Origin of the sequence: Rhizobium sp. 2YAF20 (assembly GCF_052114685.1) — a bacterium.
In the GTDB taxonomy this organism is placed as follows: Bacteria; Pseudomonadota; Alphaproteobacteria; order Rhizobiales; family Rhizobiaceae; genus Rhizobium.
Genome location: NZ_JBFRFF010000052.1, coordinates 24,340 through 35,636, shown reverse-complemented (window position 1 = coordinate 35,636; position 11,297 = coordinate 24,340). Strand labels below are relative to the sequence as shown.

At 56.6% G+C, this 11,297-nt stretch carries 12 protein-coding genes and 2 pseudogenes; 10 read left to right on the top strand and 4 right to left on the bottom strand.

All coding sequences use genetic code 11. The annotated features are described in order from the left end of the window. Together AB4Z52_RS32340 and AB4Z52_RS32335 are read left to right on the top strand one after the other, a co-directional pair. Positions 1–120 (top strand): ATP-binding protein (locus AB4Z52_RS32340; RefSeq protein ID WP_442221949.1); only part of this gene is annotated, 120 nt, incomplete at its 5' end. A 63-nt stretch (positions 121–183) separates the two neighbouring features. Beyond that, complete coding sequence (locus tag AB4Z52_RS32335; RefSeq protein ID WP_442221948.1) at positions 184–501, top strand: NAD(P)H-dependent oxidoreductase; 318 nt, start codon at positions 184–186, stop codon at positions 499–501. Between the two features lie 257 nt (positions 502–758). Here AB4Z52_RS32335 and AB4Z52_RS32330 read toward each other — a convergent pair. Both AB4Z52_RS32330 and AB4Z52_RS32325 read right to left on the bottom strand, forming a co-directional pair. Further along, positions 759–893, bottom strand: a pseudogene (locus AB4Z52_RS32330) (IS6 family transposase); the annotation flags it as partial. A 252-nt stretch (positions 894–1,145) separates the two neighbouring features. Beyond that, positions 1,146–2,210, bottom strand: a complete 1,065-nt coding sequence (locus AB4Z52_RS32325; RefSeq protein ID WP_442221947.1) for a LacI family DNA-binding transcriptional regulator — start codon at positions 2,208–2,210, stop codon at positions 1,146–1,148. A gap of 145 nt (positions 2,211–2,355) precedes the next feature. On the opposite strand from AB4Z52_RS32325, the gene AB4Z52_RS32320 reads away from it, so the two are divergent. The 7 genes and pseudogenes from AB4Z52_RS32320 to AB4Z52_RS32290 form a co-directional block, all read left to right on the top strand. Continuing rightward, positions 2,356–3,621 (top strand): ABC transporter substrate-binding protein, encoded by a 1,266-nt coding sequence (locus AB4Z52_RS32320; RefSeq protein WP_442221946.1) that lies wholly within the window; start codon positions 2,356–2,358, stop codon positions 3,619–3,621. 3 nt (positions 3,622–3,624) lie between these two features. After that, a complete protein-coding gene (locus tag AB4Z52_RS32315; protein ID WP_442221945.1) occupies positions 3,625–4,536 on the top strand; it encodes a carbohydrate ABC transporter permease in 912 nt (303 codons plus the stop codon). Between the two features lie 215 nt (positions 4,537–4,751). Beyond that, positions 4,752–5,360: a carbohydrate ABC transporter permease gene (locus AB4Z52_RS32310; protein WP_442221944.1), complete on the top strand. Its 609-nt coding sequence runs from the start codon at positions 4,752–4,754 to the stop codon at positions 5,358–5,360. Between the two features lie 11 nt (positions 5,361–5,371). Then, on the top strand, positions 5,372–6,445 hold the full coding sequence (locus AB4Z52_RS32305; protein WP_442221943.1) for a Gfo/Idh/MocA family protein: 1,074 nt from the start codon (positions 5,372–5,374) through the stop codon (positions 6,443–6,445). 7 nt (positions 6,446–6,452) lie between these two features. After that, positions 6,453–7,535, top strand: a complete 1,083-nt coding sequence (locus AB4Z52_RS32300) for an ABC transporter ATP-binding protein (RefSeq protein WP_442221942.1) — start codon at positions 6,453–6,455, stop codon at positions 7,533–7,535. After that, the gene (locus AB4Z52_RS32295) at positions 7,532–8,290 is read left to right on the top strand and encodes a sugar phosphate isomerase/epimerase family protein (RefSeq protein ID WP_442221941.1); all 759 of its coding nucleotides are present in this window, start codon (positions 7,532–7,534) and stop codon (positions 8,288–8,290) included. Before AB4Z52_RS32300 ends, AB4Z52_RS32295 begins: the two co-directional genes overlap by 4 nt. A gap of 79 nt (positions 8,291–8,369) precedes the next feature. Continuing rightward, positions 8,370–8,918: pseudogene (locus tag AB4Z52_RS32290) on the top strand (TIM barrel protein); the annotation flags it as partial. Between the two features lie 2 nt (positions 8,919–8,920). Here the strand turns inward: AB4Z52_RS32290 and AB4Z52_RS32285 are convergent. Further along, positions 8,921–9,517, bottom strand: coding sequence for an MFS transporter (locus AB4Z52_RS32285; protein ID WP_442221940.1), 597 nt, complete (start codon positions 9,515–9,517; stop codon positions 8,921–8,923). 95 nt (positions 9,518–9,612) lie between these two features. Beyond that, a complete protein-coding gene (locus AB4Z52_RS32280) occupies positions 9,613–10,266 on the bottom strand; it encodes an SDR family NAD(P)-dependent oxidoreductase (RefSeq protein WP_442221939.1) in 654 nt (217 codons plus the stop codon). Between AB4Z52_RS32280 and AB4Z52_RS32275 the strand changes: the two genes are divergently transcribed. Then, positions 10,218–11,294 (top strand): LysR family transcriptional regulator, encoded by a 1,077-nt coding sequence (locus AB4Z52_RS32275; RefSeq protein WP_442221938.1) that lies wholly within the window; start codon positions 10,218–10,220, stop codon positions 11,292–11,294. The two genes, AB4Z52_RS32280 and AB4Z52_RS32275, sit on opposite strands and share 49 nt — an antisense overlap. Positions 11,295–11,297 lie beyond the last annotated feature (3 nt).

The following is an 11,297-nucleotide window of genomic DNA, read 5'->3' as shown; positions in this document are numbered from 1 at the left end:
CACGAGATCATCGGCAACCCAACCTACGCCGATGCCATCCTCGACAGGCTCGTTCATAACGCCCACCGCATCGACCTATCCGGCGAAAGCTTGCGGCGAAATCAGCGCCGGAAATCTTGACTCCCTACCCGAATGAATTGACAACAATCAAAGCCAGCAGGACCCCAGCCTCAAGGGGGCGAGATCATCCCGGAATCCCGGGGCGCAATCATCTCGGAACAAAGGGGCGGCTTCATCGGAATCGGCACCTATGGTGAGCAGGGGCCGATAGGGTTGTTGCCCACCGGCAAGAAAGTTGTTGCGTTGATCGCGAGCGGAGGCGTTTATAGTAGCGGGCCAGCGCAAGGCATGGACTTCATATCGCCGTATATTCGAAACATTTTCGGCTTCATCGGCATCACTGATGTCGAAATTGTTCGTGCGGAGGCGCAGGCGAACCCGAATTTAGGAAAGGACTCGCTCAAGCTGGGTGTCGAAGCCGCAGAGCACCTCGCAAATTGAAGGTGAGCGTATCCTCCCAATAAAGACACGCTCCAGCGCGGGAACAGCCGACATGAGGCGCGGCTAGCCGCTGGGGCCAGTAGAGTGTTGTCATCGCCAAACACTCTACTGGCCCCAGCGTCACAATTTTGTCTTTTTTCCAAGACGAGCAGCGGTTCCATAATGGCGGAATATGCCAAAAGAGTTCAAACAAACCAGCGGCTTAGCTAAACCAGGTCAAGTTGTCGACGGTTCTGATCCTTTCAAGGCGAGCGACAGACGCCAATTCCGCGCTCCAGCTGCATTTCCTCGACCAGCCGCAGGCTTAAGAGAATCGAAAATACAGCCACCCGCGCGAGCAATAGTCTGCGTCGGAAGCTATGGTTCCTATAGCTGATCGTGCGCGTGCTCATCTCGCCGCCACTATCCAACAGCCGTTAAGCCAGCGACAACGTGACAGCGCCCTAATATGAGCGTCACATCACTGGGTTTTAGCGAAGAGGAATTTGCCGAGGCTCTTCTCAAGGTTTCGACGGTCGGCGCTGGACCCGTGGATGCAGTTGAACATCTTCTGGCACAGACACTTGCCGAAAATTTATCTGGGACCGAAGATGTGATCCTGCTGCAGACCGGGTTCGGTCGCTATTACAGCCGGCGTGAAGAACCTAAAAGCTTCCAGGAGCAGGTCCAATGGAATTCCGCAATACCAATGAAGTCGACACCGACCGCTCTCGAATCTTCGCGCTACCCGTGTCTTGACCCACGGCCTCTTCAACAAATTCCATGACGGAATCGCCGATTGCCCGATAGGGCTGGGCGATCGAACTCAGAGCAGGCGATAGAAACTGGGCCATGCTGTCATCGTAGCCAATGACAGAGATGTCCGACGGCACGTTCAAGCCACGCTCGTATAAAACTTGAAGAATACCAGCAGCCAGGATATCTGATCCGGCGATGATCGCGGTGACGGCGCAACCGTGATCGTCCAGTAACATGGTTGCGAGCCGGCGGCCGGGGAGCATATCGTTCGGAGATCGCGGAAAATACTCGCCGAGCACGACCGGGCAATCTTGTTCGTCAAGTCCGTACAACGAGACCGCTTGTTGAAACGCTTCGGCTCGTCGTTGTTCGGCGTGGCCAGGACCGCCGTCCTTTAAGCCGGTCGCGCGCGCACCAATGAAGGCAACTCTTCTGTGGCCTTCATCGGCCAGGGACTTAACCGCTGCACGCATCCCTGGCTCTGGATCAATGGCGACGAAATATGCCTGTTCGATATCGTGGCGCTCGACCTGAATGACCGGGATACCCGCCTGGATCAACGGCTGGACGTTCTTATTTTCTAGTGCATGGCAAAGAATCGTCGCATCAACCCCATGCTCGAGGAACTGCTTTATCCCATTGACCTCCGCTTCAGGGGAATAGCTGTGATTGACCGTCAGCATCGAGAAGCCGCGGTCGCTGGCAGCTGTGCGGATGGCGTGAGAAATGTGCGTGTAGAAAGGGTTTTCACGCGCCGAAGACAGCACCAGCCCAAGAGAATAGCTCCTTTGCATTCTCAAAGAGCGAGCCTGCAGATTAGGGCGGTACCCTGTGCTCTCAACTGCTTCTAAGACGCGCCTACGGTTCTCGTCCGAGACATAACCTCTGTTGTGGATGACACGAGCCGCCGTTGTTGGGGAAACCTGGGCTTCTCTCGCGACGTCCGCCATTGTCGCCGTTTGGGAACGCATCTCATCTCCTTCGAAATCATTGTCGTCTCACTTGCATTACTCATATCAATATGCAATGTGGTGACGTCACCACACAACCGTTTTAGTTGATTATGGTCTGTATAGCCCCGATTTCGCCGCCTAGGAGGGCGGCGCGGGAAGATCAATGGGAGGAGATTCCGTGCGAAACTTTTTACGCATTCTGCCGCTTGCTGCATTGCTTGCTGGAGCCGCTTCGAGCGCCCACGCTCAAGTCGAGCTAAACTTCTGGGACCAGGTTTGGGGACCGGGATCCTACTCACAGCGCGCCCAGCAGCTCGTCGACGACTTTAACAAAAGTCAGGACGACATCCACGTGACCTACCGGTCGGTGCCATGGGCGAACTGGTATGAAACTTACGTGACAGCGATCGCGTCTGGTTCCGCTCCTGACATTTCGACCGGCGCTGGATTTCAGGCCGTACAGTTTTACAGCATGGACGCCATTTACCCGGTCGATGATCTCGTAAAGCAAATGGAAGCGGACGGCAGCGCAAAGGATTTTGCGCCGGGTACATTGGAAGCAATGAAATACGACGGCCATTATGTGGCCTTGCCGTGGGCCATCGATCTTCGCGCGCTCTTCTACCGGAAAGACGTTCTCGAAGCCGCCGGGCAGAAGGTTCCAACCAATTGGGACGAATTTCTTGCCGTCAGCAAGGCGGTGACGAAAGACGGTACCTACGGTGTCGTTTCCTCCGGCGATGCGACAGGAATGCATTGGATATTGTCGGCGATGATAAACAATGGCGGGGGCCTGTTCGACGCACACAAGAAGCCAAACCTCACCGGCGAAAAATCTCTTGCAGCGCTCAATTTTCTGTCCAGCTTCGCGACCGAGAAAGTGCTTAACCCGGCGTCGGCCGGCTATACGAACGACGACGCGCTGGGAAGTTTCGTCGCCCGGAAGGCGGCGTTTTACCTGTCGAGTCCGAGTACCGCAGACCAAGCAGGAAAAGAGAAGGACAAGGTCGGCGTCGTACCGCCGCTCACGTCCACTTCTGGCGAGAAGGGAACGATTGGCTGGATCAACAACATCATGGTCTACAAGCAGACCCAGCACCCGCAACAAACCTTGAAATTTCTGCGTTGGTGGTCCGAAAACCAGAAGGTTCTTTGGACAGAGGGTAAGGCTGGAGGCATTCCGGCACGCGCCTCCTTCCAGCAAGATCCGTATTTCACTGAAAACGATCAAGTCAGCTTCGTGATCAAAAACTATCTGCCGATCGTCAAGCCGATGTCGGCTACCGCCGGTGGTACCTTTCCCCAGCTAAACGAGATCGACGGTGATGGTTTCATGATGAGCCTTGTTCAGAAGCTCTGGCAGGGTCAACCGGCGGGCGAGGTCGTTACGCCTGCTCAGGAACATCTTCAAGAAATTATGGAACAGTAACCGATGACGGCCTCGCTCGTGAAGCGAACTGTCTGGCGCTCCAGCGCCAGACAGTTTCTGACCCCTGACCTGCAGATGACGTTGCTCTTGCTTCTCCCGTCCCTGATCCTGATGATCGTCGTTATCGGCTACCCGATGATCCAGGGATTTTGGTATAGCTTTACCAATGGCTCGCTGCTTAAGGCCGGCAAGTTTGTCGGCCTGAGAAACTACGGCAAACTTCTGTCCGACCCGTCGTTCTGGCATGCGCTTCGCTTTTCACTGTACTTCGCCGTTGCCAATATCATCGGTTGCTACAGCTTGGGACTTGGCCTGGCGCTCCTGTTGCTGAAGGATTTTCCAGGGCGAGGACTGTTCCGCGTTCTGCTGCTTTTGCCGTGGATCGTCCCGTCGCTCGTGGCAATCGTTTCGTGGCGGTGGATGATCAACGACGACAAGGCTCTCTTCAACCAGATCATCGTCTTTTTCGGGGGCGACCCCGTGTACTTCCTGTCCAGCTCCAACTGGACCATCGCAATGGTCATTATCATCAAGATCTGGCGCTCGTTTCCATTCATGCTCCTATCGCTTCTCGCAGCGCTCCAGACAATCGACCGCACATTGTACGAAGCCGCAGATATTGACGGTGCAACGAAGTGGCAAAGCTTCCGGCATGTCACCATGCCGGCGATAAGCGGCATCTCAGTCGTCCTTTGCCTTCTCATGACGGTCTGGACAGTCAACGACTTCGATACACCTTGGCTCCTTGCTCAAGGAGGACCTGCAAACGCCACCGAGAACCTGGTTGTCCTTGCGTACCGTTACACGTTTGCCCGCAACGACGTCGGCGTGGGAGCGGCTGTTTCTTTCGTGACCCTCGCCATTTTGATGGTCATTTTTGCAGTCGCCCTGCGTCTGCAAAGGGAGAAGCGCTGATGACACGAACCAAAAGAAACTGGGCTCTGACAGCCACGATGACTTTGATCGCCACGGTCATCAATCTGCCCATTATTCTCATGGTGTTCAATTCGCTTCAACCTACCGAAGCAATTGTCGCAAGACTGACAATCATACCTCGCGATCCATCGCTGCAGAACTATCGGTTCCTCATGGAGGGGACACCGTTTCTCAGCTATCTGAGGAACTCAGTCGTGACCGCGCTTGGTGCTACAGTGTTCTCCTTGTTTTGCGCCGTCTTCGCGGGCTATGCGCTCTCTCGCTTCAAAAATCGTCTTTTGGATGTCTATTCCACTGGCTTGTTTGCAGTTCAGATGTTTCCCATCATCCTGGCTCTCATTCCACTCTTCCTGCTGTTCCGTCCCCTTGGGCTTATCGACACTCCCCTGTCCGTGATCATTGTGTACGGGGTGATCAATCTGCCCTTCGTCACTTGGATGGCGCGAAGCTATTTCGACACGATTCCCCGGGAGCTGGAGGAAGCAGCACTGATCGACGGCTGCGGTCACTTCGGCGCATTCTTTCGGGTCGTGTTGCCACTTTCGGGGCCGGGGCTTGCTGCAGTGTCGATCTTTGCTTTCTTGCTCGCATACAACGAGTTTTTTGTTGCGAACGTATTCCTTCGCACCAAGGCCGCGATGACACTTCCTGTCGGCATACAGATGTTCCTGCAGCAATTCTCGACAGATTGGGGAAGCCTCACGGCCGCGGCATCCGTGACCATGCTTCCAACCCTCATCCTCTTTCTTTTCGTGCAGAAATTCATCACCCACGGCGCGATTGCCGGCGGCGTGAAGGGTTGATCGGAGTCATTATGTCAAAAATCATCAATATCGGCATCATCGGGTGCGGCGAGGCTTCGCAGATTCTTCATATTCCAACGCTGCGCGAACTTTCAAACCGCTTCGCTATCACCGCCCTATGCGATGCCTCGCCCACTGTCCTCAAGGGTGTAGGCGCTCTCATTCCCGAAGCGGCACTCTACGATGAGAGCTCGTCCCTGCTCGACGATCCTTCGGTTGACGCGGTGCTTGTTGCCAACCCAAATACATTCCATGCTCCGACCGCCATGGAAGCGATGCAGAAGGGAAAGCATGTCCTAATCGAAAAGCCGATGTGCATGACCTTGGCAGAGGCAGACGCTCTTGCGGCCGTTGAGGCCGAAACCGGAATGACGGTGCAGATCGGCTACATGCGCCGTCACGCACCCGCCTTTGAGGATGCGGTCAAAATCGTCGCGGGTCTAAGAGACCAGATCAACTTCGCGCGCGTACACGCAATCATCGGTCCCAATTCATCTTTCGTAGAGCCAACGTCATCAGTGGTTCGAGGCGACGACATCCCCCAGTCGGTGATCGATCGAACCCGGAAAGACACTGATGCCAAACTTATAGAGGCGATCGGCACCAGCGAACTTCCGCGCGCAATGGTCTACAATCTCCTGCTAGGACTTTCCTCGCACGACATTTCGGCGATGCGGGAGCTCATCGGCATGCCGAAGCGAGTCCTTCATGCCGGCTTCCGTCGTGACGGCATGTTTATCACGGCAGCGTTCGACTACGGAGATTTTATCTGCCATTTCGAAACAGGCATTGACGCAATCGCTCGTTTTAATGCGCATCTTGAAGTGTATGCGCAGGACAAGATCGTCCGCGTCGACTATGACACACCCTACATCCGACACCAGCCTGCGCGTCTCACCGTCACCACGCCAAACACGGCGTTCGGCGTCACATCGTGCAGTGGCCACCAGACACGAGGCGATGCCTTTGTCGTGGAATGGAAACGTTTTCACGATGCCATCACTCTGGGGCTTCCCGCGAAGACGACGATTGCCGATGCGCGGCAAGATCTCGAAATCTTTCAACAGATGATGCAGGAGATGTGAAGGCGCCATGGCAAACGTTTCTATAGACAACGTCACAAAATCTTACGGCGCACTTCAAGTTATGCACGGCGTCTCGCTCGACATCAAGGATGGCGAGTTCATCATTCTCGTTGGTCCCTCCGGCTGTGGCAAGTCAACACTGCTGCGCATGGTCGCGGGATTGGAGGAAATCACTACTGGCACCGTCTCGATCGGCGATAAGGTCGTCAACGACGCGCGACCAAAAGACCGAAACATAGCGATGGTATTCCAGTCCTACGCTCTTTATCCCCATAAAACCGTCGCCCAGAATATGGGTTTTGCTCTCATGCTGGCGGGCAGGCCGCAAAAAGAGATTGACGATCGGGTCGGGGCAGCAGCGGAGATACTCGATCTCGTCCCGCTTCTGGAACGCCTGCCGAAGCAGCTGTCCGGCGGCCAGCGTCAGCGAGTAGCCATGGGACGGGCGATCGTGCGCGATCCCGAAGTATTTCTGTTCGACGAGCCGCTGTCCAATCTCGACGCAAAGTTGCGTGTGCAGATGCGTACGGAAATCAAGGCGCTTCATCAGCGTCTCAAGACCACGATCATCTACGTCACGCACGATCAGGTCGAAGCGATGACCATGGCCGATCGGATCGTCATCATGAATGGCGGCAGGATCGAGCAGGTTGGGGAACCTCTCGACCTCTACGACAATCCAAACAGTCTTTTTGTCGCCGGGTTCCTGGGCTCGCCGTCCATGAATTTTATCAACGGTCGTGTCGAGGGCGGCCAATTTCACACTGAACGTGGATTGACGTTTGCTTTGCCGCCGGGCTTGGCAAGCGCGGCCGACGGTCGGCCGCTCGTTGCAGGTATCAGACCGGAGCACATCGAACTTGCCAGTGAAGGAAAGCCCTCGAAGGATGCCACAGTCATAGTCGACGAGCCGACTGGGGCGGAGACCCAGATAGCCTTGCGACTTCAAGGCGAAGAAATCCTCGCGACGTTCCGCGATAGGTTGGCGGTCTCGGCAGGAGACACTTTGCCTATCCATCTTCCCCTCGAAAGACTTTACCTTTTTGACAAGGCCACCGGCCTTCGCATCTCATCAGGAGATAAGCTATGAAGACACTTGTTCAACTTTATTCCGCGCGCAACTTCACGCCGTGGGATAGAATCCTCGATCAGGTCAAGTCATCCGCATACGACGGAGTAGAAGGCTTTTTCGCTAACTACGAGGACCCAGCTGCGTTTCGGAGGCTGCTCGATGAACGCGGTCTCATTATGCCTCAGGGACACTTCGGCCTCGACCTTCTCGAAGGCAACTTCGAAAAGGCGATTTCGATTGCTCGCACGCTTGGCATCGACACTGTGATCGCGCCATGGCTTGCCCCTGAAGACCGGCCCGCCGACCTTGCAGGATGGAAGAAAATAGCGGCAAGGTTGGAGTTACTCGACCACAAAGTTCGAGGCGAAGGATTCGACTTCGCGTGGCATAATCACGATTTTGAGTTTGTACCGGTCGAAAATGGACTTATTCCAATGGACATTCTGCTCGACGCTGCGCCTGAGATGAATTGGGAAGCAGACCTCGGCTGGATTTTGAGAGCGGGCGGCGCTCCGTTGGATTGGCTCAGGGCTCGGGCAGAACGCGTCGTCGCGGTCCATCTCAAGGACGTCCAGCCCAACCACGACACTGCCCTCGAAGACGGCTGGGCCGATCTTGGACATGGCGTGAGTGACTGGCGTCCGATCTTCGAGGAGTTCGAAAAACTTCCGTACCTCAAGGCTCATGTGGCTGAGCATGATAATCCCGTCGATTTGGATCGTTTCCTGCGTCGCTGGTCGCAAAGTTTCAAGACCCTCGCTTCCCAGACATAGCGTTCTGACCCGGTGAGCGAGCTTACAAAGCCGCTGCGTAGGTTGTGGCTCAAATACCATCCAAAACAGGATCGACGACATGAAGACGATCAAGGGCCCCGGCCTGTTCCTCGGCCAGTTCGCGGGCGAAACTGCTCCTTTCAACTCGTGGGACGCGATCACCAAATGGGCGGCCGACATCGATTACAAGGGCGTCCAGGTGCCGACCTGGGCCAGCCAGCTGATCGATCTCAAGAAGGCTGCCACATCCAAGGATTATTGCGACGAGTTCGCCGGCAAGGCTCGCGAAAACGGCATCGAGATCACCGAACTCTCCACCCATCTGCAGGGCCAGCTCGTCGCCGTTCACCCGGCCTATGACGAGGCCTTCGACGGGTTTGCGGCACCGGAGGTGCGCGGCAATCCGAAGGCGCGTCAGGAGTGGGCGGTCGAGCAGGTCAAGATGGCGCTGACGGCGTCGAAGCACCTCGGCATCAAGGCGCATGCAACCTTTTCCGGCGCGCTCGCCTGGCCGTTCATCTACCCGTGGCCGCAGCGCCCGGCCGGTCTGGTCGAAACCGCATTCGACGAACTTGCCCGCCGCTGGACGCCGATCCTCAATCATGCCGAAGACTGCGGCGTCGATATCGCCTAGACGAGGGTGTTTGTTGGTGTGTTCGCGATCATCGTCCGGCGTAGCATCACCCACAGGCCGGCTACAGCGAACGCAGCCAGAACATACATCCAGCGCCACCCGATCAGGTCGGAGACAACCCCGGAGACCGTGCGAGCAAGCAGGATGGCCAAGAGAAGGCCGGTAGTAACCTGCCCGACGCGGCGGCCGCGCTGTGCTTCCGGCGAGTGCGAGGCGACATACGGGATGACCACCACGGTCGCACTCGCCGTTATTCCGATGAAGATCTGAACGGCGGCAAAGATGAGAAACGCGGGGCTCAAGGCTGCTGCGGCCAGCGCGGCCATGTATCCTGCCAGCATGAACGAAGCCAGTTTGCGGCGATCCATCCCGTCGCCGAGCGGGACAATGAATAGGACACCAAGCCCGTAGCCAAGCTGTGTCAGGGTCACAAGGTAACCAGCATGGGTCGGACTGACGCCAAAGGTCTGGCCGATGACGGCAAGCAGGGGCTGGGAATAATAGATGTTCGCGACCATCACCGCCGCAGCAAAGGAGAATAGAAGGACCTGGCGCGATGTGACGTCGGAGGTGGTGGATGGAGTGGATGTCACGTTTCGGGCCGCAATTCATTTGCCGGAATGCCATAAGGCGCAGTGCTGGCTTTTCAGAAGCCAGCACTGCGCCGCTGTTTGGCGAGATCGATCGGTCAGGCCGGATAGGTAACGTCAGCGGACCAGGTCGCCTGCGGTTCGGCGTGCAGGTTCCAGAATGCTTCGGCGATCCCGTGAGCCTCGGGAGAGTCTGGTGCCACCAGCGTCGCCACGTTCACCATGGCAACGTGGACACCTCTATCCTTGAAGCTGTCGAACAGGCCATGGGTCAGGCTGCGAATGCCGGCCTTCCCGATGCTGAGCGACAGGTAGTCGGGATGGGGTGTCACCCCGAACATTCCGCCGGTCAGAAGAATTGTGCCTTCGCCGCGCTGGAGCATGCCACGCGAGACATCCTGGATGGCAACCAGTGGCGCACCGATATTCACGGTCAGGTCCGGCACGAACGTGTCGGCAGGCTGGGTCTCGATAGTGGCTGAATGCATCGACGCGGAATTGAAGTGAAGGACGTTGATCGCACCAAATTCCGCTTCTGTTTCCTTGATCAAGGTGCTGATGCTGGCGAGATCGCCGGCGTCGACGGCTTTGGCTGCTACGGTATAGCCGTTGCTCTCCAATTGCGCGACGCGCCCGGCGAGCTTTGCCGGATCACGGGACGTCAGCACGACGCGGTATCCCTCTCTGGCAAAGCGTTCGGCGGTTGCTGTACCGATGCCCGGACCGGAGCCAATGCTTAGAAACGTTTTCATATGAAGTCTCCTTGTGTTCGAACCAAAATAACTCTTGCGCGAAAACACACAATATGGACGAACTGCATATCATAAATGCAGAAGGTGCAGGAATGGCGCAGGATGGTTTCGAGGACATTGTGGCGTTCGTGGCGGTCGCTCGATCGGGGAGTTTTCGATTGGCCGCTGTGCAGCTTGGCCGTGATGCATCCGTGATCTCTCGCCGCATCAGCCAGTTGGAGACGCGGTTGGGGGTGCGCCTGTTGGTACGGACCACACGAAGTGTCACCCTGACCGAAGCAGGCTCCGTCTATTTCCAACGCCTTCGCTATCTTATCGATGAGTTGGATCTTGCAACCCGGGAGGTCAGCGGGTTTGCGGCCGAGCCACAAGGCGTGCTGAAGATCTCGCTCCCGGTCACATTCGGCCGCTTGATCATCGCGCCACTGTTCTCGGAATTTCTCCGCAAATACCCGAAGATCAAGATCGATGCTCGTTTTCAGGACCGTACCGTCGATATCGTCGAGGAAGGCTTCGATGCCGTCATCCGCCTGAGCGTCGTCCGGAACGGCTCGCTCATATCAAAGCGGCTTGGGTCTTTCCGGAGTATTGTGGTCGCCTCGCCGAATTACCTCGATGATCGTGGGCTGCCACAGATACCCGAGGATCTGGAAGCCCATGCCTGTCTCGGCTTTACACATCATCCCGACTGGCCGAACTGGATTCTCGAGCAAGAAGGTCGACAGGCGACCGTCCGTCCGGACAGTCCTTTCACGTCTGACAGCGCCGAGGCGATCCTGATGACAGCTATCGACAACAGCGGCATTGCGCTGCTGCCTTATTGGATGGCGGCGCCGCATATTCAGGCCGGGAACCTGGTGCACATCCTCCCGACATGGCGAAGCATTCGGGAGATCAGCATTAATGCTGTCATGCCCCCCGGCAACCTGATCCCTGCGAAAACGCGAGTTTTTGTTGATGAACTGTCCAAATGGGTGCGCAACAAAGGCATCCTGCCCGCCCCACATTCGGAGCGGAAGCAGGCCTAGCCG

Excerpts from the sequence above, each read along its gene's own strand:
- AB4Z52_RS32280 (WP_442221939.1), bottom strand. The coding sequence starts at position 10,266 with ATGAAAACGTTTCTAAGCATTGGCTCCGGTCCGGGCATCGGTACAGCA.
- AB4Z52_RS32300 (WP_442221942.1), top strand. The coding sequence starts at position 6,453 with ATGGCAAACGTTTCTATAGACAACGTCACAAAATCTTACGGCGCACTT.
- AB4Z52_RS32315 (WP_442221945.1), top strand. The coding sequence starts at position 3,625 with ATGACGGCCTCGCTCGTGAAGCGAACTGTCTGGCGCTCCAGCGCCAGA.
- AB4Z52_RS32295 (WP_442221941.1), top strand. The coding sequence starts at position 7,532 with ATGAAGACACTTGTTCAACTTTATTCCGCGCGCAACTTCACGCCGTGG.
- AB4Z52_RS32305 (WP_442221943.1), top strand. The coding sequence starts at position 5,372 with ATGTCAAAAATCATCAATATCGGCATCATCGGGTGCGGCGAGGCTTCG.
- AB4Z52_RS32320 (WP_442221946.1), top strand. The coding sequence starts at position 2,356 with ATGGGAGGAGATTCCGTGCGAAACTTTTTACGCATTCTGCCGCTTGCT.
- AB4Z52_RS32325 (WP_442221947.1), bottom strand. The coding sequence starts at position 2,210 with ATGCGTTCCCAAACGGCGACAATGGCGGACGTCGCGAGAGAAGCCCAG.